Origin of the sequence: Psychrobacillus sp. INOP01 (genome assembly GCF_018140925.1) — a bacterium.
Lineage (GTDB): Bacteria > Bacillota > Bacilli > Bacillales_A > Planococcaceae > Psychrobacillus.
The window spans coordinates 206,199-231,216 of the sequence record NZ_CP073315.1; the positions used below are offsets into that span (position 1 = coordinate 206,199).

30 protein-coding genes are annotated in these 25,018 nt (G+C 32.7%); 4 read left to right on the top strand and 26 right to left on the bottom strand.

What is annotated here, in order from left to right; genetic code table 11:
* Positions 1-52: 52 nt before the first annotated feature.
* From KD050_RS01095 to KD050_RS01120, 6 genes are all read right to left on the bottom strand, one after another.
* Entirely contained in the window at positions 53-463 is a 411-nt protein-coding gene (locus tag KD050_RS01095) for a GNAT family N-acetyltransferase (RefSeq protein ID WP_211894444.1), read from the bottom strand.
* Between the two features lie 351 nt (positions 464-814).
* Positions 815-1,381, bottom strand: a complete 567-nt coding sequence (locus KD050_RS01100) for a DUF2812 domain-containing protein (protein ID WP_211894445.1) — start codon at positions 1,379-1,381, stop codon at positions 815-817.
* Positions 1,368-1,685: a PadR family transcriptional regulator gene (locus KD050_RS01105; RefSeq protein WP_211894446.1), complete on the bottom strand. Its 318-nt coding sequence runs from the start codon at positions 1,683-1,685 to the stop codon at positions 1,368-1,370. The genes KD050_RS01100 and KD050_RS01105 overlap by 14 nt, the downstream gene beginning before the upstream one ends.
* A 463-nt stretch (positions 1,686-2,148) precedes the next feature.
* A complete protein-coding gene (locus KD050_RS01110; RefSeq protein WP_211894447.1) occupies positions 2,149-2,961 on the bottom strand; it encodes an alpha/beta hydrolase family protein in 813 nt (270 codons plus the stop codon).
* Positions 2,962-3,224: 263 nt separating this feature from the next.
* Positions 3,225-3,644: a hypothetical protein gene (locus KD050_RS01115; RefSeq protein WP_211894448.1), complete on the bottom strand. Its 420-nt coding sequence runs from the start codon at positions 3,642-3,644 to the stop codon at positions 3,225-3,227.
* Positions 3,645-4,319: 675 nt separating this feature from the next.
* The gene (locus KD050_RS01120) at positions 4,320-4,826 is read right to left on the bottom strand and encodes an alpha/beta fold hydrolase (protein ID WP_211894449.1); all 507 of its coding nucleotides are present in this window, start codon (positions 4,824-4,826) and stop codon (positions 4,320-4,322) included.
* Between the two features lie 81 nt (positions 4,827-4,907).
* Between KD050_RS01120 and KD050_RS21205 the strand changes: the two genes are divergently transcribed.
* Positions 4,908-5,033: a hypothetical protein gene (locus KD050_RS21205; RefSeq protein WP_235753892.1), complete on the top strand. Its 126-nt coding sequence runs from the start codon at positions 4,908-4,910 to the stop codon at positions 5,031-5,033.
* Positions 5,034-5,106: 73 nt separating this feature from the next.
* On the opposite strand, the gene KD050_RS01130 is transcribed toward KD050_RS21205, so the two are convergent.
* Positions 5,107-5,799 (bottom strand): aspartate/glutamate racemase family protein, encoded by a 693-nt coding sequence (locus KD050_RS01130; protein WP_211894450.1) that lies wholly within the window; start codon positions 5,797-5,799, stop codon positions 5,107-5,109.
* A 271-nt stretch (positions 5,800-6,070) separates the two neighbouring features.
* Between KD050_RS01130 and KD050_RS01135 the strand changes: the two genes are divergently transcribed.
* Positions 6,071-6,622: a biotin transporter BioY gene (locus tag KD050_RS01135; RefSeq protein ID WP_211894451.1), complete on the top strand. Its 552-nt coding sequence runs from the start codon at positions 6,071-6,073 to the stop codon at positions 6,620-6,622.
* Between the two features lie 357 nt (positions 6,623-6,979).
* On the opposite strand, the gene KD050_RS01140 is transcribed toward KD050_RS01135, so the two are convergent.
* From KD050_RS01140 to KD050_RS01150, 3 genes are all read right to left on the bottom strand, one after another.
* Positions 6,980-7,240 (bottom strand): hypothetical protein, encoded by a 261-nt coding sequence (locus KD050_RS01140; RefSeq protein WP_211894452.1) that lies wholly within the window; start codon positions 7,238-7,240, stop codon positions 6,980-6,982.
* A 393-nt stretch (positions 7,241-7,633) separates the two neighbouring features.
* Positions 7,634-7,855, bottom strand: coding sequence for a hypothetical protein (locus KD050_RS21210; protein WP_235753893.1), 222 nt, complete (start codon positions 7,853-7,855; stop codon positions 7,634-7,636).
* Between the two features lie 154 nt (positions 7,856-8,009).
* Positions 8,010-8,879 (bottom strand): GNAT family N-acetyltransferase, encoded by an 870-nt coding sequence (locus tag KD050_RS01150; RefSeq protein ID WP_211894453.1) that lies wholly within the window; start codon positions 8,877-8,879, stop codon positions 8,010-8,012.
* 442 nt (positions 8,880-9,321) lie between these two features.
* Between KD050_RS01150 and KD050_RS01155 the strand changes: the two genes are divergently transcribed.
* Complete coding sequence (locus KD050_RS01155) at positions 9,322-10,176, top strand: MBL fold metallo-hydrolase (RefSeq protein ID WP_211894454.1); 855 nt, start codon at positions 9,322-9,324, stop codon at positions 10,174-10,176.
* Between the two features lie 101 nt (positions 10,177-10,277).
* Here the strand turns inward: KD050_RS01155 and KD050_RS01160 are convergent, their stop codons facing one another.
* From KD050_RS01160 to KD050_RS01190, 7 genes are all read right to left on the bottom strand, one after another.
* Complete coding sequence (locus tag KD050_RS01160; protein ID WP_235753894.1) at positions 10,278-11,132, bottom strand: alpha/beta fold hydrolase; 855 nt, start codon at positions 11,130-11,132, stop codon at positions 10,278-10,280.
* Between the two features lie 168 nt (positions 11,133-11,300).
* The gene (locus tag KD050_RS01165) at positions 11,301-12,188 is read right to left on the bottom strand and encodes a hypothetical protein (protein WP_211894455.1); all 888 of its coding nucleotides are present in this window, start codon (positions 12,186-12,188) and stop codon (positions 11,301-11,303) included.
* Between the two features lie 226 nt (positions 12,189-12,414).
* The gene (locus tag KD050_RS01170; RefSeq protein ID WP_211894456.1) at positions 12,415-12,690 is read right to left on the bottom strand and encodes a hypothetical protein; all 276 of its coding nucleotides are present in this window, start codon (positions 12,688-12,690) and stop codon (positions 12,415-12,417) included.
* Between the two features lie 189 nt (positions 12,691-12,879).
* The gene (locus tag KD050_RS01175; RefSeq protein ID WP_211894457.1) at positions 12,880-13,401 is read right to left on the bottom strand and encodes a hypothetical protein; all 522 of its coding nucleotides are present in this window, start codon (positions 13,399-13,401) and stop codon (positions 12,880-12,882) included.
* Positions 13,376-13,534 (bottom strand): hypothetical protein, encoded by a 159-nt coding sequence (locus KD050_RS01180; RefSeq protein WP_211894458.1) that lies wholly within the window; start codon positions 13,532-13,534, stop codon positions 13,376-13,378. The genes KD050_RS01175 and KD050_RS01180 overlap by 26 nt, the downstream gene beginning before the upstream one ends.
* A 329-nt stretch (positions 13,535-13,863) precedes the next feature.
* On the bottom strand, positions 13,864-14,286 hold the full coding sequence (locus tag KD050_RS01185; RefSeq protein ID WP_211894459.1) for a GlcG/HbpS family heme-binding protein: 423 nt from the start codon (positions 14,284-14,286) through the stop codon (positions 13,864-13,866).
* A gap of 654 nt (positions 14,287-14,940) precedes the next feature.
* Entirely contained in the window at positions 14,941-16,374 is a 1,434-nt protein-coding gene (locus KD050_RS01190) for a MocR-like pyridoxine biosynthesis transcription factor PdxR (RefSeq protein ID WP_211894460.1), read from the bottom strand.
* A 602-nt stretch (positions 16,375-16,976) separates the two neighbouring features.
* Here KD050_RS01190 and KD050_RS01195 point away from each other — a divergent pair.
* Complete coding sequence (locus tag KD050_RS01195; protein ID WP_211894461.1) at positions 16,977-17,429, top strand: YfmQ family protein; 453 nt, start codon at positions 16,977-16,979, stop codon at positions 17,427-17,429.
* 723 nt (positions 17,430-18,152) lie between these two features.
* Here KD050_RS01195 and KD050_RS01200 read toward each other — a convergent pair.
* The 9 genes from KD050_RS01200 to KD050_RS01240 all read right to left on the bottom strand — a co-directional run bounded on the left by KD050_RS01200 (position 18,153) and on the right by KD050_RS01240 (position 24,877).
* Positions 18,153-19,139 carry a phosphotransferase enzyme family protein gene (locus KD050_RS01200; protein ID WP_211894462.1) on the bottom strand — a complete coding sequence of 329 codons (987 nt, stop codon included), beginning with the start codon at positions 19,137-19,139 and terminating at the stop codon, positions 18,153-18,155.
* Positions 19,140-19,438: 299 nt separating this feature from the next.
* Entirely contained in the window at positions 19,439-19,954 is a 516-nt protein-coding gene (locus KD050_RS01205; protein ID WP_370627156.1) for an FMN-binding negative transcriptional regulator, read from the bottom strand.
* A gap of 291 nt (positions 19,955-20,245) precedes the next feature.
* Positions 20,246-20,716: a DUF4188 domain-containing protein gene (locus KD050_RS01210; protein ID WP_211894464.1), complete on the bottom strand. Its 471-nt coding sequence runs from the start codon at positions 20,714-20,716 to the stop codon at positions 20,246-20,248.
* A 166-nt stretch (positions 20,717-20,882) separates the two neighbouring features.
* Positions 20,883-21,404, bottom strand: a complete 522-nt coding sequence (locus KD050_RS01215; RefSeq protein ID WP_211894465.1) for a hypothetical protein — start codon at positions 21,402-21,404, stop codon at positions 20,883-20,885.
* Positions 21,405-21,665: 261 nt separating this feature from the next.
* Entirely contained in the window at positions 21,666-22,127 is a 462-nt protein-coding gene (locus KD050_RS01220; RefSeq protein WP_211894466.1) for a DUF2691 family protein, read from the bottom strand.
* 154 nt (positions 22,128-22,281) lie between these two features.
* Positions 22,282-22,788 (bottom strand): GNAT family N-acetyltransferase, encoded by a 507-nt coding sequence (locus KD050_RS01225; RefSeq protein WP_211894467.1) that lies wholly within the window; start codon positions 22,786-22,788, stop codon positions 22,282-22,284.
* Positions 22,789-23,189: 401 nt separating this feature from the next.
* Complete coding sequence (locus KD050_RS01230) at positions 23,190-23,693, bottom strand: GNAT family N-acetyltransferase (protein ID WP_211894468.1); 504 nt, start codon at positions 23,691-23,693, stop codon at positions 23,190-23,192.
* A gap of 103 nt (positions 23,694-23,796) precedes the next feature.
* Complete coding sequence (locus KD050_RS01235) at positions 23,797-24,114, bottom strand: hypothetical protein (protein ID WP_211894469.1); 318 nt, start codon at positions 24,112-24,114, stop codon at positions 23,797-23,799.
* 319 nt (positions 24,115-24,433) lie between these two features.
* A complete protein-coding gene (locus KD050_RS01240) occupies positions 24,434-24,877 on the bottom strand; it encodes a DUF4362 domain-containing protein (RefSeq protein ID WP_211894470.1) in 444 nt (147 codons plus the stop codon).
* Positions 24,878-25,018: the final 141 nt, after the last annotated feature.

A 25,018-nucleotide genomic window follows, 5' to 3' on the forward strand; every position in this document is an offset into this window, starting at 1 on the left:
GTTCACCTAATTTATAGGTCCAAACTCTGACTTGTCTTTTTTTGAATATACCCTAACTAAACTTAGCAAATGCTACTAAGGAACCGTTATCGCAAGATTGGAAACCATTCTTTTCATAAAAATGTCTTACGTCATGGGCTTCTTCGGTTAATAAAACTTTTTGACGAACATTTATATATTTCTTCATAACCTGTTGCATCAGTTGAGTAGCAATTCCTTGATTTTGATAAGCATTTAACACAAGGATATCTTGAATATAGATAATCGTTAATCCATCACCAACAATACGAATTAACCCGACTAATTCTTCACCATTCCAAGCAGATATAACTTCTAATGATTGTTCTATTGCGTATTGAAGAACTTCTAAATCTTGTGTATAAGCATACCATTCTACATCATTATATAATCTTTCTAATTGATCTCTATTTATATTTTTACTAGTAATAAAATTTATCGTCATTCATTTTTCCTCCTCGAAATATATTATTTCAAAGAGTTTTTCCAAAATTTTTCCACTGTCTTATGCCTCCTTTCGATTTATTGCAGTATGTTGCTGTATATTATTATTTCGACAATATTCATCATATTCCTGCTTACTACCTAAAAAATATCTTATTGCAATAAACTGCTTTCGTTAGTTCAATAAGAAAAAAGAGCTACCGAAGCAACCCATGATCTTTAACTAAAGCACCCGTTAGTTTAATAAGAAAAGAGACGCTTATTCAACAATTGCGCCCGATTGTGTTAGATACATTATCCCCAATTACTTCTTTGGATTAAAAAAGTTCATACTTAACTCCCTAAGATATTATTATTCTTTTAACATTGAATACTTTCGAAAAGCTTTATAGAAACTGCTACCAAAGAAAACAACCATGAAGGCTGGAAGCAACTTCAACAGGACAAATGGAGTTTCAAATAAGAATGCTTTCCAAAATAATGCACCATTCATACTCCAAAGACCTTCAAAATATAATCCCGAATGATCCTTGTAGAGCATATAAGAATAAGCCAAAAATAGCATACTCAACGCAATTGAATAACCCATTAACCTTTTATAATAATTACCCTTTGATTGGCGATCAGAAAAGATTTCATTTTGATCATCCTCTTCTTTTTGCCAATATCGTATTCCACCTAGCCAGTACCCTTTTATATAAATCCAACCAAAATCCTCATAAATCCCTTTATATTCCTCGAACTTATACTTTGATAAATAATCTTGATAATCAAGTCGCATAACATGTCTTTTGTCAGTTTTTTTGAAAGTGTATATTCCTAATCCACTAATATTTGTACAGCGATAGCCTTTTTGCAATTGCACGTTCAGCCAATGCTCTTCTTTTTCAATATTAAAAAATACGTTAAACTTCTTCATTTGATTCACTCCCTTCATACAATGATAAAATATGCGATAGCCTTTCTTGTTCCATTTTCAAAATGTCGCTTCCTTCTGTAGTTACCATATAAATTTTTCTCCGACCCGAATTTCCAACAGCTTCAATCCAACCATGTTTATTCAAGTTTTCAATTGCACCGTATAATGTACCAGCAGCTAAAATAACAGTACCATTACTTATTTTTTCTATCTTCTGCATTACGGCATAGCCATGGAGTGGTTCACGTAAAGCTAATAAAATATAATGCATGGTTTCAGACAACGGCAATAATTTATGTTTCATACTCTCACCCTCTACTGTATTCAGTTCAACTATATAGTTTGACTTAATAACAATGTAATACAGTTCAACTGAATAGTCAACAGCATTTTTTAAATTCATCAAAGGAACTTAAAGTAAAACTTTTATAATTAAGCAAAAATTTAATCTAAAAAAGTCGATTTCCTTTACGTTGGGAAATCGACTTTTTATGTAATCTTATTCACCTTAAAAGGCCAGCTTGTTGAACTAAAGTTAAACAACACACTTCAACTAACCTGCCGCGTTAGTTGAAGTGTAATATTTCACATTGTATGGCTGAAATCTTCTTGATGTTTTGGAAGTAAAAATAGACTATCGAAATGATAGTCATGATTAACTAAAGCACCCGTTAGTTTAAAAAGAACAGCGACGCTTATTAAACAATCGCGCCTGTTTACTGTATATGCCTATGTCCTCCCAAACTATAATTTCTACAATACAATTACTAGCCAAGATGTTTTTCAAACCAGTCGCACGCTTCGAGTTTCATACTATGATTAAATTGATGATTAATAAAAGGCATACTAAGTTTAAGTTTATCAGGTTGTTCAGAATACAACGGTAATAACTTCTTGTAGAGTTCCAATGAATAAAAGTACGGCGAATCAATGTCCTGGTCACCATTAATAATTAGCAATGGCTTTGGAAAAAACCCACTCAACTTATCGAAAGGGTCTATCATTTGAAAGTACTCAGTTCGTTTTTCAACTTCTTTCATCGCATCTTGAATCTGTGTACTCCATTGTTCATAGGTAGCAGTTGAAGTAATGGTATCAAGCCATGATTTTGTAAATGAAGGTTTACCTGCTATGGGAATAGCAACCTTTATATCAGGGTTATTTGCCGATATATAAAATGACGCATAGCCTCCCATGGAAAAACCAGATATACCAATTTTATTTGTATCAATTCTCTCTTTACCTTTAAAGTATTCAATTAAATTCTGTATATCGATTGCTGATTGTTCAATAACTTCGTGCATATGGACGTAGGTATCCAAGCCAGAATCTCCTGGAAAAACTTGAGGGAATTTGTTGCTCTCATTTTTTCCATTTCTTTCCCCGTGTCCTTTACAATCCATGCTTACGTAATAAAAGCCTTTCTTTGCAAGCATATATCCAAAGTCGATAGCTTGTTCACGATCCGCCCCATAACCATGAATAAAAAATACCAACGGACAACTATATAATTTCTCCTGAAAAATACTTAAAATTGGAATATCATTCACTACACTTGTCTCCATTATTATTTTTGTCATAAGTAATCCCCCATACCACCCGATTTTTGGTTAAAGCAAAAACAAAAAAATGAACGTGAAGAATCAAAAAAAGAGTGAACCTTTGCCTTATCAAGTAAGTTGATAAGGCTGTTATTTTATATAATCATTCTTCTTCAACTCTTCTGCCGCTTTAGTTCAATAAGGAAAAAGCTTTACTCCTTCTTGAAGTAAAGCACCCGTTAGTTGAAGAAGAAAAAAGAGAGTATATTAAACAATCGTGCCCATTTGTGGCATAACATCTACTAAACCCCAATTCCTCCAAAATGGGTTTCCTCACCATTCTTAAAAACTTTCAGGTACTCATAGTCCCCTTTGAAATTTATTTTGTATAACTTATATGTGTCTGCTTCACCCTCAGAAATAGAAATGTCATTCAGATAAATGTTTATCGAATTTTCGTCCGTTTTGATATCTATATCTCCAAAACCCCTTCCATCATCCAAGAAATCTTGATTAAGATACAAATAGCGTTGATTTTTAGAATCGTTGTATATATAAATACCAGTTCCTGTACCTTTTTCATCATTTTCTACATTCTCAATAAAACTTTTCAAATTGTCATTTGCGTTTTCTAAATTACTTTCTGAAATAGCTACTTTATTCCCCCCGCATCCAGTTAGAATACCGCAAACCATTAAAATTAGTAATAATATTCGCTTCAAATTTCTCCAACTCCATTGTTTCTTTTATCGCACCCTTTTCACAATCTACCCGATTGTTGAACACAAGTTAAACAACACTCTTGAACTAACTGCTCTTAACTTTAATACTTTTGAAATAAATAGAAGTATGAAGTTCCAATATTAAACAAATTTATCATTAGAAATTTTCGGAAATCCACTTGGCTTATTTAACTAACCTGCTGATCTGTTTAAGACTATCAATTGTATTTACTTTGATTCTTTTACCCTTCATAGATATTCTCCTAACTTTGATTAAAGATACTCCATTTTTTTTTGCTTTTCACATTAGCTAACTCACTAAATTACAACTTCGACATAATTGCAAGAAAACCTTCTTGTTAAACTAAACTGCATCTTTTCTTCAATAAGAAAAGGCTATACTCCTTCTTGAAGTAAAGCACCCGTTACTTTAAGTGCATAATTTCACAAATGACCACACACTGTATGTATTTTCTGAAAATCCATTTTGTAAACTGTGAAATATACCGTTTTCACTATAGAAAAAACGAACATGCGAAATTAATGATTCGAATGCTCGTTTTTAATAAGATTAAAGCGGAAGGTCTTTTCGTTTAAATATTTCTAGACTCGCTATATAGAGAACAATGCCAAGTACTAAAAGTATGATAAGCTTCCACCAATAGTTTTCGCCTTCTAGAATAGCAGTTGTATCAAATAATGCATTAATTGTGAAGTAACTAAGTACATTAAGGCTATCATCAACTGAAATAAGAAAAACGCAATGGAAATAGCAGCACCAAATGCAAGTGAGTTTTTCGTTAAGTTGCAATAGCTTGAGAAAAAGAACGAAATAACGCTGATGGCAAACATTAATAATAATAAACCAACATTCAACATAACAAAATCAGCTACCACAATATCCGTTTCAGATTGGAACACTTGAATCGCAATTAAACCAGCAGCTGTTTCTTCAGAATATTCATTTGCATAAGTGAATGCGACCATCGCACCTATATCGTGTCCTACTAGTGATACTTCTTTAAAGCCAAGCTGCTCTACTAATAAGTAAATATCTTTCGCTAAAGTGAGCTTATCATATCCCTTTACTGGCTTATCAGATAAACCTGCACCTCTCAAATCTGGCACAATTACTGTATATGATTGAGCAAGTGCTGGAATAATATCCTTCCACTCAATCATCAAGTGGATCTCCAATCGTGCGGAAATTAATAAAGAAAGATTCATCCACACCAACTTAGACATAGCTACGCAAATTATTTGATGAATAATGGAGCTCCTATTGAAGTCATGCAAAGTCTTATGGGGCATGAAAAGAGTGAAACTACCAAGATCTATGCTCAGCTGAGCGGAAGGTTTAGGAAGGAGTATTATCAGAAATACTTTTAAATGGAAAAGGAGCAACGTCTTAAAAGACGTTGCTCTACTTTACTAAAGCACCCATTAGTTGGATAAGATAACTTTATTTTTCAATTGCTTTATTAACTGATTCAATAGCATGAATTACTGTTGTATCAAATATTGGAACTTCAGAATCCTCTTGTTTTATTAATAATCCAATCTCTGTACATCCTAATATAATCCCTTCGGCACCCTTATCAACTAAACTCTTTATAGCTTTTATAAAAAATTCTTTCGACGTTTGATTGATTTTACCTAAACATAATTCTTCATAAATCACTTCATTTATAAGTTCTATATCCTCATTATCTGGAATTAATACCTTTATATCATTAGCTTCAATTCTTGATTTGTAAAAGTCTTGTACCATCGTATATTTAGTTCCAAGTAACCCAACTGAAGCTACATTAGTTTTCTGTATTTCATTTGCTGTTGCATCAGCAATATGAAGAATTGGAATATTTATTTTTTCTTCAATATAATTAATTACCTTGTGCATTGTATTTGTACAAATAACAATAAAATCTGCTCCAGCTTTTTCTAAAGAGATTGCCACATCCCCTAAAGTGTGTCCAGCACTTTCCCAATCACCATTTGCTTGATAACGTTCAATTTCTTCAAAGTCAACGCTATATAGAATGCATTTTGCTGAATGTAATCCACCTAATTTGTTCTTTATTTCTTCATTTATTAAACGGTAATATTCACTTGAAGATTCCCAACTCATCCCACCGATTAAACCTATTGTTTTCAATGTACTAATTCCTCCTAATAAATTGTTATTTGTAGAATAGAATACCTTAATCTTTAATTTCGACAATTAAAGAACCTTTTCCTTCTTCAACTACACTGCTGCGTTAGTTGAATATTCGAATCTCGAAAATTTTAACTAATATTGTATCTAAATTGGAAAAACAACGCTCTAACTTATTTATACTAGTTCGTAAAAGTTGCTAGTAAAGTGCTCGACTTTGTGTTAACCTTATATCCGATAATAGTTAACACATTAAAGGAGGCAGTTTATTTTGAAAAAGGGTGATACTTATCAATACGTATTAGCGGCAATTGGTGCAGCAATTATAGCTATACTTGCGCAAGTGACGATTCCTCTACCACTCGTACCAATTACAGGGCAAACTTTAGCAATCGGTTTAGTCGTTACCATTTTAGGTATGAGATCAGGTGTATTATCGGTGATAATATATATATTAGTCGGTGCAGTAGGGATGCCTGTTTTTAGTGGAATGTCAGGCGGATTAGGGATTGTATTTGGTCCAACAGGCGGCTATATTGTTGGATTCTTGCCATCAGCGATAATTATGGGACTTTACATGAGAAAATTTGGTGTCACAATTTCACAAGCGATTGTAGCTAATTTAATTGGTATGGTTGTCACATTGGTATTCGGGACAGTTTGGTTGAAAATCTTAGCTGACTTAACTTGGACGGCAGCATTTATGGGTGGCGTGGCACCGTTTATTATCGTAGGTGTAATAAAAGCAGTACTAGCTGCATGGTTTGGTGTTGTCGTACGTCGTCGCCTAGAAACAGCACATTTAGTCAAAGCGACCGCATAAATAAAATCAGTTTCAGTGGAGACTTCATGGGTAGTTGTAATGATTTATACAATGGTGTGGAGCAGTGATTTAGGATAACGGAAAGATTATGGCGACAAGTGAAGTAGATAGCTTGTTGCCATAAGCCACTTCTGTCAAAGATATAAGATTCAGTAATTTCTTTGGGTTTAATGGGGATTGAAGGTATGATCGTCCATCTCCCACATCCACGAAAGTTGACCTCAGTGATCAAAAAAATTATACAACTCTTACTTAGAATCCTTCACTTGTAGTCCACTATTTACATGTTCAACCATCCGCTAGTAATCTAATGTAAGTTTGTATTGTCCTACAAATACACCGATAGCATATGATTTGTTAACTGTTTAATTTTCTAAACCACCTTTTGTAACTATTTTGCACTTGGAAACAGTAGCCCAAAAGCAACTGGATGAGGTAAAGTAAAGCCATGATTATCAACACCTGCATGTAGAGAGTTTCCACATTAACATACCCCCATCCTGTAGAACTTTCTAGATTCCCACGGAAAAGATAAACTTCCAATCTTTCTGCCAAAGCTGCTATAGGCAATACAAAAATGGGTAGCACAATCATAATTGATATAATTACTTTTTTCATTTTATCTTTCCTTTTTATTTATTTCCAAAATAAGCCATCACAATAAGCAATTCAAACTCAGTAAGCAAAGCTATTACTTTCACTTTTTATAATTTTTCATTAACACTTTGTAGCAAATTCGGGGCAAAAAAAAGCGACCTACCCAGTTATGAGTAAGACGCTAATTTTAGTCTTTTAATTGTTTAGTTACTGCAATTCTTTTTTAGCTTTCGGTGAAATGATTTTTTAGTGTTCCTTCTTCAACTAAAGCACCTGGTAGTGCAAAAAGAATTACTGTTTTTTATTTGCATATCTTTTTGCAAATGTAGAAGGGGAAAACGAAACGTTATATTTTCTTACAAGTTCTTTTTGTACTTTTTCTGTTAGTTTCAATCCTTCTTTATTATGTCTTTCTTAAAGTTCAATTCCATTAGGAACTATTCCATCGTTATCCCAATCAATCCATTTACCATATTTCACTGTCCACTCCATTAATTCAGCCTTCAAATCAGTTGAAATTGGAACATACTCTATGTCAAAGTTACAGTAACATTTATTATACCAAATTGCGTCGGCAGCTATATCTGCTTCAACTTTTAAATCATATGTTTCATTACATCTACATGATTCTATCATATTATTTTTCGTCTCCCTCTATTGAATTAGATACTTTGTTAGCTTAAATCTAACATTTCACAGTGGATAGCCGAAACCTACTTGATGTATTGGACGTAATAATATACCATCTAAATGATGGTCTTATTTAACTGCAATAAGGATATTGCCATCCTTAACCAAAGATTTGTGCAGTAATAGCAAATAACTCTTTATTCCTATATGGCATATTAAAAGAGTTCTTTATCATTATCGGTGGATTACTAACTTTTACAAATCCGCTTTTCTCCAAGAATAACATTAACTCATCATTATTGGATGGCACATCAATCCTTAACTTTCCTTGATGATTAATAACTAACCTATCGATTATTAAAGCAGCTGTTTGTGAATCTGGTGCTACAATAGGTCCTATTAATAGATTTACTGGTCCTAAAATGGATAATCCAAATCCAATAATCTTTCCCTTTAGATTTCTCACAACTAAACAATGTTTTGATTGATTTATCCTGTTAAGAAGTAATTTTCTTCTCTTATCACCAAATGCAGCCGAATCTAATTCAATAATTTCATTAATATCATTCTCACAGTATTTCTCTATGATAATTTCTCGATTATTAAATAATTTAGTTGGAATATAATTATCACTTAAATACTTATGTACATAGTCGACAGTATTAAAACCCAAGTTTTCATATAAGGGTTTCCCATACTCAGTTGAGATTAACATTATTGAGGTATTTTGAGAAACACTGTCTATACATTTCTGTGTAGCCTTTTTTCCTAAGCCTAAACCTCGATATTCTTCATTAACAATAACCATTCCAATTGAAGCTAAATCAGTATCATAAGGTATTATTGCAGCACTCGAAACAATTTTTCCCTCAGCATTTTTATGTCCGAATATTTTACCAGATGACATAACAGTTCTAATTTCATGTTTATCATAATCCCAACCAACTGATGCAGAAAGTTCTATTAAACCTAAGACGTCATATTTATCAATTTCCACTAACTCTAATACTGTTTTATTGTCTATATGCATTTGAACCCTCCTAAATATTATTACTATTCTTTTCATAATTTCCTATTTAACCTTGTTCAACTAAACTGAGCGTTAGTTTAAGTGTAACATTTAACATTGGATCACCAATATCAATTTAATGTGTTGGACATAAAAATAGACCCTCGAAAAGATGGCCATGTTTAACTTAAAAACTCGTTAGTTGAATAAACTCATTCTCTTCTATTACAAAATATGTTCGAACTGTGAACTATAAATAATTGAAAAATGAAAACAAGTAATATTCAAAATTTTCTTAACAAATAATTAGATTATGTTATACTTTTCATTAGTGAAAAGAGGAGGTACAAGTCCAATGGTAAAAAAGTAAAATGAGAAAATCTTAAATTATTTTATTAATTTTAGAATAAACATGTAGATTTTCTCTTAATGTAACTAACATCTAAAAAAGAGGAGAAATAACATGTTAAATAAATTAAGTGATACAATTTATTATTTATCTAATGAAGATGATAGAGAACGACCAACATTAGGATTGATATATGGTGACCACTCTAGTCTAATAATAGATTCTGGTAATTCTACTCAGCATGCTAAAGATTTTTTACTAGAAATCGAGAAGCTAAATGTACCACCAGTTAAATATGTGGTAATTACCCATGCACATTGGGATCATTTCTTAGGAATGAATGAATTTAATGCGACTGTTATAGTTAATAGGCAAACAAACGATATCATAAAAGAATGGGAAAGTTATTCCTATGACGATAATTCACTCCAAAATTATGTGAATTCTAATCAGATGAGTGCTATGTGTATGAAGATTATACAAAGCGATATGCCAAACAGGGATAGTTTTAAGTTGAACTCTCCAGATATAATCTTTGAAAATACATTAACTATTGATTTAGGCAATAAAGTTTGCATACTTGAAAGAATCAAAAGTACTCATACAGATGACTCTACAATCATTTATATTCCCGATGAAAAAGTTATTTTTTTAGGTGATTGTGCATATGGTACAACCACAAATTCATTATTTCATTTCAAGCAATCGTTGCTAATGCCTATGATTAAAGACATTCAAAAATATGAAGCCGAAATGTTCCTACTTGGTCATGAATCGATTTGCGATTCCAATGAAATGAATATATATTGGGAAGAGTTAACAACATCAAATCGAGCTGTAAAATCCGCTTCACTAGAAAATGCTATAGCGTGCTTTAAGGCAGAAAATAACAGGGACCCTAATGATAATGAATTATTTTTCATAAGAGCATTTGTTAATGACCATATTATTCAATCACAATTAGTCTAATATTCCGTCACTTAAATATAAAAAGTAGCCATCTCATTAAAAATTGAAATGAGGTGGCTTTTATTTAGTCCTAAATTAAAGCACCCCTTAGTTGAATAAGATCATGACAATAGGATATGTAGAACACGCTTAAATTCGATTTCTTCTTCTAAAAAAGGATAATGGTTACTTTGTTCAAAAATATGTAATGAAGCATTTGGAATTAAATCGCTCATTTCAATTGAGAATTCCACAGGACATTGAACATCATGTCTACCACAAAGAATGATAGTTCTTGTTTTAATCGCTGATAATCTGCGAGTAACGTCAAAAATCAGTTGTTCTCTACTAAAAAAATTTAATCTATTTGCAGACATTTTTTTCATAATATTTTTCGAAAAATATAGTTCATAATTTTCAGGTCTGAATAAGGATAATTGAGTTCTTTCTTTAGCCAACCTACTCCGGTCAGCTTCCTCTAGGCTTTGAAGTTTTAAAAGTTCCAGCAATTCTTGCATTCTTTTATATTTTGGATGTCCCTCATTATAAATACACTTACTGGAAGATGAGCTATATTCTCTTGCAGAAGAGCCTACAAGAATAAGGGATTTTAAAGAAGTTGAAAAATAAATTCCATATAACACCCCAATCATTCCTCCTGTAGAATGTCCAGCAAATGTCCATGATGAGAAGCCTTTCACTTTTCGAATTTCTTCAAGGTCAAGCACTGCGTCCACCATGCTTAATTCATAACCATTCTTTACTTTATCTGAGCTTCCAGCATCTTTTAAGTTAACTAAAAGAACTTTCCTATTGTCTGTAAATGTTTCTGCAAAATAGTCACCAGTCTCATTAAATTCAGAATAGTGATGAGTTATACAAACAGGTTCACCCTCTCCTTTTACAAAAACCTCAAAGCATCCACGAGAAGTTTCAATCATCTCTCTTTTCCAATTCGGCATAAAATCTTCCTCCAATGTAAACCTATCTATTTCTTGTTCAACTAAACTGAGGCGTTCGTTTTAGTGTTACATTTCACATTACATCGCCAAAAACTCCATGATGTTTTGGCGTAAAAATTGACCATCGATATGGGCATTTGACTAAAGCACCCGTTTTGTTGAACAAGAAAACATTCTCTTTTGCTATTTTTGATAAGTAATCCAAGTAGGGCATGGAGTAAATGGGAAGGTACTTAATACTTCCATTGCATGTTTATCAGTGGTATCAAACTCCCCCATAATAAATTGAATATCATGTTTAATAGCATATTTTATTTGTTGGAATGTTAATTGAGGTATTAACTCTTTATTTTGAGTTTCAAATGAGCCACACCAGCCTAATTCTAAAGTATCTTTCCTATCTGACTCATGAAGAAATGAATAAGCTATTATGTCCTCTTCATCGATGCCTAAGTAATTATAACTTCCATTTGGTACTACATCGTCTGCGAGGATCATTTCTTTCCATTCTTCCAATCCTTTTTCTACTACTGGATTTACTAAGTGTGTTTTTTCATAGTTTCTTTTTACAACTAGAGCTAGCTTTTCAACCAGCATTGGTTTTGATATAACCTCCTCTAAAGTTCTTATTACACATTTTTCGCTTTTATGGGGACCATCGTCTTTAACGTCAGTTACCTTTAATTTCGGCATATACGTTCTTCTAATTTCATTAAAGCCGTTGTTTTCATAAACATCTCTTAAGTTAGCTGAAGTTTCCCAAACTGAAGTCTGTAGAGGAAAGTTAATCGTTTCAAGGTTTTCAACATAAGATAACAATTTTTCTTCAATACTTAACCTTTTATAAAGCGGATTACTTAATATTCGAAAGTAAGTACAATACGGATGGAAACTACTTGTCCAAGCAATCACAATGCCTATTAACTTATTGTTTAAAAAAGCAGAGTATGCAAATTTCAATTTAGAGCTATATACAATACTTAGTAAATATTCTTCCTCAAAACATAAATGTAATAACCGGGCAAACTGTTCTTCGTCTATTCTCTCGTATTTTTTAATAATAATCTGCATATTTATTCTCCTTCTGAGTGTTTAAAAAGAAAAAGAATTCTTATTTAACCCCATAATCTTCAACTAAAGCACCCGTAGTTTAAGTACAATTCTTCACAGTCTCAATTTAGTCTTTTTAAATCAACTTCATTAATTGAATTTCCAGTGATTTCAAACATTAGTTCTTTATTATTGTCCAATTCAATTTTATTTTTTTTATCTATTGGGATTACATTCTCATTATTTTCTATGTTGTTATTTTTAAGATTGAAACTTCCATTGTAGCCTCGCCGTCTAACTTGAAATCTTCTTCCAGAAATTCAAACATAAGGGATTCACCCTTTTTAATTTTAGAGCCGTAAGCATTAACACTTGTTGGTGAATCTACTAATATACTTACTTCCACTTCATAGATATCAAAAGTGTTACCTATGGCAACCCCATGAACTTTTACTAAAGCACCCGTTAGTTGAAGAAGATGAAAAAGCCCTTGGGCTGATTGGTCACATAGCAAAATAAACATAACAATGCTATGAATCTTAAACAGCCTAAAGGCTTTTATTATTCGTCACCGTATAATCAATCCATTGTAAAGAAGTGCCCTAATTCGGGGTTCAATTCACTTAATAATAAATCGGTGTTTTTTATTTGTCTTTAAATTTCAGCGTATACAAAATAGGAACTTCATTCTCCGATAAAATTCTAGGTAATTTTATTTGAGAAATATTATTTCCTTTGTGTACGGATTAAAAACTAACTGGATTTTTTTTGAATCTTTAATTGCAGTCATACGGTAGATTTCTTTACCAGTTTCTACTTGAGTAGAAGTTGTAAAATGACTGTCTATAACATCTACTTCCTCGTATCTTTGCTCTACTATTGCTTTCGCTTCTGCATAAGTATAACTCGGTTTGACGAATTCATATAACAAAGTGGTACTCCCGATTCCAATAATGAACCAAATGATCATTTTAAAGAGTATCTCTTTATCTTTTTTATCACCAAAAGCTAAAAACAGAATATAGCCACACGTTACTAAAAATAATGTTAGTATTGTTGGTAAAAAGTAGGAAAGGGAATTTATACGTTCGTATTCTTTCGTATCATAAAAAAAGTAGAACAGGCAGATACATGTCACTATGAAATAAATGATAAATGCGATTAAGCTTTTCTTCTCGATTACATTTTCCCCTTTCCCTAATTTTTTCTTAATGCCATGGTAATTCGGAACCATATGGTGGATTACCTCTTAATCCTTCAATATATCGATATTGTTGATAAGCTACATCCGCTACTGGAGAATCTATACGACCATTATACCAATAAGCGTTTCGACAAGAGAACTTAAATAACCTTTCCTTATTCAACTAAACTGCTCCTTTAGTTCAATAAGAAAAAAGGCTTTACTCCATCTTGAAGTAAAGCACCCGTAAGTGAAAAAAATAGCGATAAAATAGCAGGTTAATATACCGATTTATTAAGTGCTTCTTTATTTCCAAATTTCCTAATAGAGAAAAAAGTAAAAGTAAGAATTGCACCCACGATTATTCCGATTACGCTTAAAATTTGGGCATCATAGAAGCACCTGTAACTAACATAGGTTTAAATAAGAAAAATCGAATATTCCAAAAACAGTGATAGAAACTTTCCTTATGGCTGGTAGTGAACGTTGCACCTATGAATATTCACTTTATTGCTAGTGTTGACGCTGAACCATTGCCTCAAAGACGCTAACAGCTGCATTTGCTACTTCTATGTCCTGTGCACTTGTTGCTCCACTGACACCAATACCCCCCACTATTTTCTGGTTGTGTACTAAAGGAACACCTCCTCCGAGAACTACAATTCTTCCCTGGTTCGTTGTATTGATGCCGTATGACGGCCCACCAGGCTGCGCTGCGTTCGCAAGATTTGAAGTAGGCATTTGCATCGCGACACTTGTCCATGCCTTATCTATAGCAATCTCTATTCCTCCAAACTTGGCATTGTCCATTCTTATAAAGCCTTTGAGGTTTCCTCCCACATCAACAATTGCTATATTCTCCGACAGTCCCATTTCCCTAGCTTTTTTTTCTGACGCTTCCAACAAAACCTTTGCCATTCCAAGTGATACAACCATATGATTCTCCTTTCATTTCATTCTTTTATAATATTTTGGTTATAAAGAAATGGTTCACTGTTTATAAAAATAAAAAAATAAATTCATGCGGGTGGCAAAATTGTCATCCGCATGAATTTAATTTAATACACAAACGAGTAAACCAAATACTTCTTCAAGGTTTTCTTTTGAATTAAAATGTTCCTCTCCATGGACAGCGCCCTCCAAAAGTGTAAGCTCCATCTTTTCAACGAAATCAATGAACTGTTACGTTGGCACGTTCGGATAAGCCGTTCGGTGTTGGATAAAAAAGGCTTGATCGTTTTTCGAGTGCAATGACAATGGAAAGTCCGAGATCGAGTTTAAGTGCAATATTTCACTAATTTATATAAACCCCAGCAACTAACAGCCATTTAGTCAACCTTTAGCTTTATGTGCTACTCCATCTTCAATATCCGGATTGGAATCTGTGGACTAGTAGATTAAAAAAATACATCAAACTATAATCCAAATATCCTTACTACAGAACTAGTGCCTATCCTTGATGCACCTACATCAACCATTAATTTAATATCATCCTTGTTACTTTAATCATCCACTCCAATACTTATTTACCCATCCATTTACATAGACCATATAAAAGAGAATCATGAATGAAATCATGATTCTCTATTTTTATTTGGTTGAGTTTAGTGCATCCGCAAATCTTTTTATTCCTTCATCAATGGTCTCTTCATTCTCTCTAGCAAAAGTGAATCGGGCATAATTTTTTTTTGAACCCATCATAGAACCAGGAACATAGATAACTCCTCGCTTTACACAATTTTCTAATAATTTCATTTCATTGACTTCTTTTTTTAATTTGCACCAAAAATGGATACCACCTGTGGGAATAGTAAATTCCACTTGATCTTTTAGAAAATAATTAAAACTTGTAACAATTTGATTGCGCCGCTTTTCTAATTCCTTCACTAATTTCTTGATATGAGAATGAAAATGCTCTGATTCTAAAAAATCGTTAGCAATCCATTGGGTAAAACTAGAATGTCCAAAATCAATTTGTTGTTTGGCATCTGATAATCTCTCAATTACTGAGCGCGGTCCTATAATCCAGCCAATTCTTAGCCCTGAAGCAACAAATTTCGATAAAGAGCTAATGTATATAACAGTTCCGTGTTTATCCAGAGATTTTAATGTTGAAACTTCTTCTCCATTAAAAGACGTTAAACTATACGGGTCATCTTCCACAACAGGAATTCCATGTTCTGATGATATTTCTAAAATAGCTTCCAGTTGGCTCTTTTTTAGCAAAGTTCCTGTTGGATTTTGAAAAGCAGGATTTATAAATATCATTCTTATACGATGTTTTTTATGTAATTCCAGTAACTTATTTGGATCTACACCATCCTCACTTACTGGTAAATAGAAAATTCTTAAACCTGCTGATTTAAATATTTGGAGATTATAATGATATGAGGGATCTTCAATCACCACTGCATCGCCGGGCTTTAATAAGCATTGAACGACTAGGTGTAAAGCTTGTTGCGCTCCAGATGTAATAAGGATGGAAGTTGGATTTGTTTCAATATTTCGGAATCCCTTCACATGATTTGTAATTGTAGTTCTTAAAACTGCATTCCCCTGTGGATGATCATAACCTAGCCTACCGATAAAAGACCGAGTTGAAGTAATCTCCCCTAAAGCTTTCATTGGAAAGAGGTCCTCCGATAACTCACCACTGGCTAAATTAATTAATTTTCGCTCCTCCATCTCTTTACGTATTCTTTGAGTAACCGGTGAATTAGGTAAAAATGAACCCGCTTCAATGTATCTGTGCCAACTTGGTATACGCTTTTTAGTTATCCCCCATATATCCTTACTTATAATGGTTCCACTTCCACGATTACGTTGGATTAGACCATTTGCTTCAAGTTCATCATATGCGGCTACAACAGTACTCCTATTTATTTTTAACTCAGTAGCCAAGTATCTCTCCGAGGGGAGTGGCTTATCTGGGGGAAAAGTTCCATCAGCAATTCCATTTTCAATAAACTCAGCAACTTGTTTATAAATCGGTTTTTTAGCTTTACGATTAATATCCCAGTCCATTTATTTGCATCCCTTTTCAAAAACTTATTTTAAATATTGTAACCAAATGTTCCTTAACTTTAATGCAATCATAATAAATAAATAACCTATTGAGTCATTCGACCAATAGGTTATTTACGCTAATTTCCACTAAACGAAAAACTAATTTACACACCAAGTGCAATGATAGACAATAGAAAAACGATAACACCTATGAATGTTAAGTTTGTATGAAAATAATTACGACTAAAGCAAAATATTCATAGCTCAATCGTTATTGTATCATTATAAAAAAAGTTATCTAAACTAATTATATTAAAATAAATATTATTGTTTGTACCCATCCACCTTTAAATAAATTTAGCCATCCAATTTATTGCATTATACCATTTCTCAAAACTTTAAAATCATATTTAAAGTCCTTTTATCAAGAGATTTAAAAATCTTTGAATCCTATTTATATTGCTAAATATCCCTTGAAAAGAGTTTTTCTTAAATGAACATTTAGTGAAACATCCCACATTTAATTGCTTTATTAAACTGGTGTCATTAATATAAAATCACAAGTACCTGCTGGTATATAGGTAACCAGATATTTTTAAAAAATATGGAGTTGATATGAAGTGACATGGACGACTATTGTTATTATAATAATTGGAGCAATTTTAAAATTTTTAATGACTCCACCAAGTGCACTTGTGGGATGGGCTTTAAGTAAGTTTGAACTTCATCCAAAACTTGTTTCACAAGGTATTACTGTAACCTTTAACGGAAATCACTTAACAGAGGAAGAAAAGATTAAATTTATTGATCATTTTAATGAATCTCTATATTTAGAAAGGCAACATATTTTCCCGGGGAATGAAAAGTTTTTTCTAAATCCAGAGACTAATGTTATTCCATTTGTCATTAACGTAAAAAATAGAAAAAAAGAAATGAATTTCTTTGTCTACTGTAACGACGATGACAACATTGATGTAGTCAAGCAGTGGAAGAAAAAAGTTGCTTGTTATAGTCTGAGTTCTGAATATCTACAAAAGTTCACTATTTCAAATAGTATAAGTAAAAATGCATGATATACATCCTTAAGAGAACTCTGATAAATACGTAAAAAGCGATAGTTGAAAACTCTTGACTCTATGCAATCTTCAACTAACCTGCTAAGTTAGTTCAATAAGAAAAAAGGCTTCACTCCTTCTTGAAGTAGAGCACCCGTTAGCCATTCATGAAGCGAAAAAATCAGCGCTTCACCACAGAGAATGAAAATGGTGAAAAACCGTCCATACTGATTCTACGGTGGGTGTGGAAGGTCTCTTAACTATGGTGCGTTAGAGCCCATCCGTTAGTCTGACTCCAACTACCACGATACACCACTGACTGTCGCTCCATTACCGGAAATGTCCAGTGACATTATAGTTGGTAACTCCAAATTTCATCGTGCTGACAAAATAAACATACGAGCTGCTTGTCACTAATATTTATTTGATAAGTTCCTCTTCTTCTAACCATTCATTCACCCCTAATTAAAAATACTGCCTTTGCTTTATTACGTTTGAAACGAATGGAGGTTCCAATTTCATATAAATTTTGCATCTGAAAATGTTTAAAATTCAATTTTGCTTATTGAACTAATCTGCTTCTTTAGTTCAATAAGAAAAAGAGTTACCAATGGCAACTCCAAGATCTTTTACTAAAGCACCCGTTAGTTTAAGTGAAACGTTTCACTAACTTGCTTATTATAAATATTAATGGGAATAGATTCTTTTTTAATAAAACTTGTATTTATTTCATGTTATCTTTTACCATGGTTTTTGAAAGCTCTGTCTTAATTCATCTGCAACACGAACTAACTTTACCTTTAATTTATCAAACCAGGGTGGTGTTTCATTAATTTTTCCATAATCCAAAGAACTTAGCAATTTGGAAAACTTATATAAGTTCGCATATCTTCGAAAATGTGGAAACTGAGCCACTGCAACATCTTCTAGAACAGTTATGGAACGATATCCGTTCAAAAAAGACTGAGTCAGTAATTTTGAATGGGAATTGTCATCGTCAATAAAATCATCAAGGGCTGTTACAATATCAAGTGCATACCAGTGATATATTGCATCATCAAAATCGATTATATTGAAACTATGATTCTTATTCTCTTCAAAAAAGATATTATCCAATTCGAAATCATAATGTATCAATCCGTACACATCATTTCCACTAGGTATCGATTGAAGCCAAGTGGTCACCCTTCGTAGCTCTAAAAGGGCTACTTGTTCCCTAGGATGCTTTTGAAAAACACTTTCCATGAACTGTACTGTGTCCAACCAACTCTTTCTTCTTTCAGATACAGGCTCGAAAGTCTTGGACAAACAATGAAGTGAGGCAAGTGATTTTCCCCATTTCTCCATCTGTTTTTCGGTAATTTTATCGGAATCCAAATTGATTCCGTTTGCCGCACTAAAGACAACTGCAATATATGTTCCTTCTCGAGTCTTAAGTGTTTCAATTAATTCTCCACTTTTTGAGTAAATCGGTGTTACAGATGGAAATTCGTTCAATTGTAAATATTGCATGAACTCTAGCTCAGCTTTTATTTGTTCAATAGAAATATCCTGATCAAAACAAAATCTTAAAAAGTACTGAACTTGGTTACGTTCAAAAGCATACACAAAGTTTGAACTTGCACGCCAAACCTCCAAAGTTCCCTCGTCATATTCCCAGAATTGAATGAGACTCTGGGCGACAGTATCGGAAGATAACCCTCTGACCATGTTTCCTAAATTCATCATCTCTATTTTTCCTCCCATTACCTTTGAGAGGATTAAACCTTAGCTAAGAGATAATCCCTCTCATCAGCATGCTATTTTGAATTTCTATCTTTTTCAATATGTCACCCCTTCCTTAAGTTTCAGCTATAAAAAATCAATAGCCAGACATAATTCTAATTCTACACAAAGTTGCTAATACCTTCTTTTGCTCTTTTCTTCAACTACCTGCTTCGTTAGTTCAAAAAGAAAAAGAGCTGCCTAAGCAACCCATGTTCTTTAACTACAGCACCCGTTAGTTGAAGAAATTTTTATATGTCTAATTATTTGTCCTTTTTTAATTTCCTCTCCATCATTTGTGCGATTTGTTGAGAGTTCATATCCTTTTCCTCATAGAGTTTATTAACTATGTTCTGATAGTCCTCTTCGTTACGATTTTGACTTAGTTTATCGACAGCTTGAATTTCATGTACCTTAATCTTAAATCCAACAATACCTTTTAGTTCTTTTTTTAATAACTGTGGAGAAAGATTATCCCATAAAACTGGATTCTTTCTGTGTTTTTCGTATTTTTGCAGCAACATTGTCAGGTCCTGTTTTAACTCTTCTTCGTTCAAAATGATGGCTGTGCCATATACATGGACAGCTTGATAGTTCCATGTCGGGACATTTGCCTGTTCATACCAGGAAGAAGAGATATAAGCATGCGGTCCTTGGAACATTATCAATACATCTTCACAGGTTTCGAATGTTCTCCATTGAGGATTACCATAAGCCATATGCCCCGTTATATAGTAATCATCTCCTTTTTTAACTCGAATTGTTACTGTCAAAAGCAATGTTGAAGGCATACCAGTTACAGGATTTGCTGATAGTTGATCATTTTAAGAATGTAGAAATTGAATTACTGGATACAAATCAACCGAAGGAATATCTTACTAAATCGGGTAAGCATTAAAACCAACCAGTCTTGTACATCGTAGCCGCTTTATGAAATAATTTTTTTGCTTCATTATTCTCCTAAAAAACTGGTATAGAAGGCGGCCGGTTCTTCTACTAAAGCACCCGTTAGTTGAAGAACAACTTTTTAATACGAATCCTTTTTCAGATGAAGGATTCGTATTAATAGATTATTTACTTATTCTACCTCTTGCTGACTCCGTCTTTGAAGCTACACGAATATGAGAATAGGCTTTGGCAAGTCCGAACTTTGGCATATTGTTATATATAGCCTCTGATGCGCCCTTTTCTATTATGTATGTTTCATGGTATATCCCAACACTTCCATCATCTTTAATCTTTTGGTTAAAGTTTTTCCAAGCAACTAAGTGAGTTTTCCCGTGTGCATATGCCTCCAAATCTTCAAAGCTTCTCCAATACTGGACCAGTGTAACTCCCCTCCAACTTAAAAGGAATTCAGTGTGACGGAATCCCAATTCAGGGTTCTGATATAATTCTTTAATCATAGGACCCATTGCCTGAAAAACTGGTACCCACTTTGTGAATGAAAAAATTTTATTAATACGCATTCCAATGATAAATAAAACTAAACTCTCCTCAGTGTTTGCAATAAACCTACCGTTATAAATTTTCTTCCCCATAAATTCACCTCATAATTTGTGATTAAAGTAGTAGAATCTCCATTTTTTCTTAAATATCCTGGTTCACTAAACTACTGCTTTAGTTAAAAAGGAAAGAGCACCTTAGATCAACTCAACGTACTTCAAGTAAAGCACCCAGTTAGTTGAACAAGATAATATAACCTCACTAAATCCTCAAGTCCCCAATCTTTTCACATAAATCTTTAACTCTATTAGACAAGAAAATCTTCTGATACAAATATTTAGCCAATTTAGACCTAAGAAATTCATCAATACAGTAGAACAGACTTGAAGATAAAAGCGAAATAATGAAATAAAAGTTATAAAATAAGCTCCTGATGTCAGAGAGTAACAAATCTCTTTCCCATTCTGAAAATAAGGTTGGTATCACTACAAACAAAGAGGCAAGGAATAAGTGCATGAAAAACGCAGTAAACCCTCTAAGGAATGCTCCTAGTTTTTTTGTGACGAAATCAGAGAGAATAGATGCTGGTACTCCATAAATTAAAAGTATTGGAAGTAGATACATACCTACTATGATTGCAAAAGCAGTCTGTCCAACAAAGAAAAAGCTTAACATTACCAACACACAAGTCATTACAGCAGAAACCAGCTTTCTAATAATTATGCGACTCACCCCCATCAAAATAAGCTTCTCTTGAATATACTTATTGATTAATCCCTCCAATCCCCCCAGGACTCCTTCTTAAACTAACCTGCTCCATCTTTGCATCCCCTTTCTAATATCTACGAAAAAGTAAAAAGAAGGTTTCAAATACTTCTGAATATTAAAGATAATGACTTGTAGTATAATAAAATTTCATTTAAATACCGTAAAACCTACCAATTTAATGAAGATTCCATGTATAAAGTTATTGAACTAAACTGCACCGTTATATGGATATATAACTCTACAATCTACTGATCAAATGACACCCAAATTATATATTTAAAAAGCTATCAACGTTGTTCTTGTATCTTTTTCATCTGTAATATACTCTATATTTTTGTAACCAGCAGTTACTGCCTTAGAAAATATATGCTTAATAGTTATTTGGTCTTTTGAATAAATCGTTACATACGAAGAATCGACTAATAAGAGTACAAATTTACATCCACTATCAACAAATTCTTGATAAGTTGCAATCTCTCTCACATCTGACTTTTTCTGAAATCCCTTTAGATCAACGAATATAAGGTAATAGTCTTCTTTTGAAATTTCCTTAAGTAGTCCTTCCCCATTTAATATGCAGATATTTGGAAATAGAGAGTTCCCTAATGTATTATTTTCAATAAAATATGATTCTCCTCCACCAATTTTCCAAGTTAATCCTTTTATATTGATACCATCTAATATTTCGAACAAATGTTTTCCGTAAGCGTTTGGAATTTCGAAAGATAAACCTCTCACTTGTAATCCCCATTTCCCTTTTTTATTCCTGCGCCGTTAGTTTAAGCGTAATATTTCATATTGTATCGCCGAAATCTTCTTGATGTTTTGGACGTAAAGATAGACCATCGAAATGATGTTCTATTTTACTCAACACCCGTTAGTTGAAGAATTTCTAATTCTTTTTTATACTTTTTTGATATTTACTATGTCCATCGGCTAAGCCAACAAGTTCAAAGTTATTGTTCATATAAAAGTTATTTAATTTAATATTATCTGCAACACAATCTAACTTAAGATATTCTTTATCACTTACATTGTCTTGTATCCAAGTCAATATACTTTTACCTATACCTTTCTTCATATAAGTAGGAACAATTGCAAGTCTATGTAAATAAAGCGATTTTGAAGAAATATCACTTCCCCAAATATCCCTGTCCCATTCACTTTGTTTAGATAATAGTGTGAACGTAGCTACAATATCCTTATCTTTCAAAACAATGTATGTTTCTTGATTAGATATGGCTTGTTCAATCTCTTCATCATCACCCCCATCTAATAGAAACTTCCATTGGTTTATTTCACTATCTTTCATCCATTGAGCTATCTGCTTTAACATTTTAATAATTACACTACTATCGTCTTTTGTAGCAATTTTTATTTTAAAATCAAAGTAATCCAAACTCTTTTACCTCCTTTAAAATAACTTTTTTCCTTTTTTTAGCTATATTTTATTAATTCAATAAACTACTTCATTTTCTTCTAATATTCGGTGTATTTTTTTATCTCGTTTTTTATTATATTTCGATCCAAAATTGATTTCCCCTCTAATTTACTTATTGAACTACCCTGATTCGTTAGTTTAAGTGTAAAATTTCACACTAGATCACCAAAATCTACTTTATGTTTTGAACATAAAAACACCCTGTAAATGTTAGTTGGTGTCTAACATTTACGGGGCAGTCCAATATGATGGTCTCGTTTAACTAAAGCACCCGATAGTTTAATACTTATATTCACAAACTTTAACTAATTGACAACCTCGAATACTTCCTATTAATTAACTCCAATTACTAAACACATTTAATGATTTTTATAATAAAAGATAGTAGCAGCTAATTCACCATTCACTGATTTGGCGTAGTCAGGAATCCGTCCTGCTCTACTATATCCTAGTGATGTATATAGAAAATTAGAAGGGTCTCCTTCTCTTGTATCAAGAACTATTAATGATCTTCCTTCATTCCTTGCTATTTCTTCAGATTTTTGCATAAGCAAACGACCAATACCACTACGTCTATACTTAGGGTGTGTCATTAATTTAGCAATTTCAGCTCTATGACTTCCATTCTGCTTTGTAGATAAGTGAAGCTGTACACTTCCAACAATTTTATTGTTGGATTTAGCCACAAGCAGAGTAACTTCAGGGCTTAGTACAGTTTTCCAATAATTTAATGCAACTAAACTTTCCATTGGTGATAAAAAACCAATGGAAGCTCCATCTTCTACTGTTTTTATTAAAAGTTCAGAGAGCTCTTCAAGATAATCTTCAATTGTATATAACCGTTCTATTTTCAAAATATCCATCACAATAATCACCTCAAAATAAGATTTTCTTGATTTTAGTATTCTCTAAGTATACTTATAAACCCTTCTTCATCTAACCTGCCCCGTTAGTTGAAGAAGAAGTCTAATTTTCGACTGGTTTTATATCGAATTTCATATGGTCTAAATCCCAAATATCTGCATCAATATTAGAAAAGGCAGTTATTTCAAGTTTTTGCCCTACCTTATAGCTCTCTACATTATCGACTGGTATTTCGTAGACATTTCCTTCTCGTCTACCCTCATCAACCCCGCCATATTCTTTAATAACTAACATTTCTTCTTCAACAAGTATCTCCTCTACTGTACCTGTGAAAGTAAAACCTTCTTGATAATCACCAGAACAGCCAGCAAAAAATAAACTAATCAATAATATAATACTTATTGTAATTTTATTTTTCACAATAACACCCCCTTGAAAGATTAGATGCATTTTAAGTACTAAAGTTTCAAACTCTTGTTCAACTAAACTGCTGCATTAGTTCAATAAGATCTGCGCCTAACCAACCCAAGATTATCAACGAATGCCCCTGTTAGATAAAATTTTTAATACACTTCTTCTAATTTTTCAATTCTTTCTCTCAACTTTTTATTCTCTTTTATAACCTCATAGGAGTTATAAAATGCTCAGCAACAAGGGAAAACGAAAACCATGCCCATTCAATGTACTCCTCTATATTTCATCTAAAAAATTCTTTACCATATTGAACTAACCTGCCGCGTTAGTTCAATTTATTTGGAATTGATAATAACTCGAAATCCCCGATAAAATTACCCGTACATTCGCTGAGAATATACTTTTGTATCTCTTCTTCAATTTCAACTAATACTTTTTTGCAATTATATTCTTCAATAAAATCACCATTTACACTATGAGAAACATTAATTTGTTCTCCATCAAACGATAATGTCCTAACTCCTCGTTGTCCCTCTATCCCATACTGAATATAATTTATTATTGCTTCTTTTTGATTTTCCACATTCTTAACAAATCTGTCTAAACCCTCTAAATTTTGAATATCATAGTGGTCATTTACTACTTCTTCAATATTATATGATTGACCCTTATTAACAAACAGTTTACTTGGTTCACTTATTTCATTCTTTGGTTCTTGAGAACATCCAACTAATGCTATACACAATAATAAAGAATATACTCTTTTCATGATTAACACCCCTTTGAATTAGACATTCAATTTAAAATATACCCTATTCCACTAACCTGCTGTGTGAGTTTAAGTGTAACATTTCACAATGGATCACTAATATCAAATTGATGTTTTGGTCATAAAAATAGACCTTCGAAA

Coding starts and splice junctions, on each gene's coding strand:
- KD050_RS01095 (WP_211894444.1), bottom strand. CDS start 463: ATGACGATAAATTTTATTACTAGTAAAAATATAAATAGAGATCAATTA.
- KD050_RS01100 (WP_211894445.1), bottom strand. CDS start 1,381: ATGAAGAAGTTTAACGTATTTTTTAATATTGAAAAAGAAGAGCATTGG.
- KD050_RS01105 (WP_211894446.1), bottom strand. CDS start 1,685: ATGAAACATAAATTATTGCCGTTGTCTGAAACCATGCATTATATTTTA.
- KD050_RS01110 (WP_211894447.1), bottom strand. CDS start 2,961: ATGACAAAAATAATAATGGAGACAAGTGTAGTGAATGATATTCCAATT.
- KD050_RS01120 (WP_211894449.1), bottom strand. CDS start 4,826: ATGATTGAGTGGAAGGATATTATTCCAGCACTTGCTCAATCATATACA.
- KD050_RS21205 (WP_235753892.1), top strand. CDS start 4,908: ATGAATAATGGAGCTCCTATTGAAGTCATGCAAAGTCTTATGGGGCAT.
- KD050_RS01140 (WP_211894452.1), bottom strand. CDS start 7,240: ATGAAAAAAGTAATTATATCAATTATGATTGTGCTACCCATTTTTGTA.
- KD050_RS21210 (WP_235753893.1), bottom strand. CDS start 7,855: ATGATAGAATCATGTAGATGTAATGAAACATATGATTTAAAAGTTGAA.
- KD050_RS01150 (WP_211894453.1), bottom strand. CDS start 8,879: ATGCATATAGACAATAAAACAGTATTAGAGTTAGTGGAAATTGATAAA.
- KD050_RS01155 (WP_211894454.1), top strand. CDS start 9,322: ATGTTAAATAAATTAAGTGATACAATTTATTATTTATCTAATGAAGAT.
- KD050_RS01165 (WP_211894455.1), bottom strand. CDS start 12,188: ATGCAGATTATTATTAAAAAATACGAGAGAATAGACGAAGAACAGTTT.
- KD050_RS01170 (WP_211894456.1), bottom strand. CDS start 12,690: ATGTTTATTTTGCTATGTGACCAATCAGCCCAAGGGCTTTTTCATCTT.
- KD050_RS01175 (WP_211894457.1), bottom strand. CDS start 13,401: ATGGTTCCGAATTACCATGGCATTAAGAAAAAATTAGGGAAAGGGGAA.
- KD050_RS01185 (WP_211894459.1), bottom strand. CDS start 14,286: ATGGTTGTATCACTTGGAATGGCAAAGGTTTTGTTGGAAGCGTCAGAA.
- KD050_RS01190 (WP_211894460.1), bottom strand. CDS start 16,374: ATGGACTGGGATATTAATCGTAAAGCTAAAAAACCGATTTATAAACAA.
- KD050_RS01200 (WP_211894462.1), bottom strand. CDS start 19,139: ATGATGAATTTAGGAAACATGGTCAGAGGGTTATCTTCCGATACTGTC.
- KD050_RS01210 (WP_211894464.1), bottom strand. CDS start 20,716: ATGGGGAAGAAAATTTATAACGGTAGGTTTATTGCAAACACTGAGGAG.
- KD050_RS01230 (WP_211894468.1), bottom strand. CDS start 23,693: ATGGATATTTTGAAAATAGAACGGTTATATACAATTGAAGATTATCTT.
- KD050_RS01240 (WP_211894470.1), bottom strand. CDS start 24,877: ATGAAAAGAGTATATTCTTTATTATTGTGTATAGCATTAGTTGGATGT.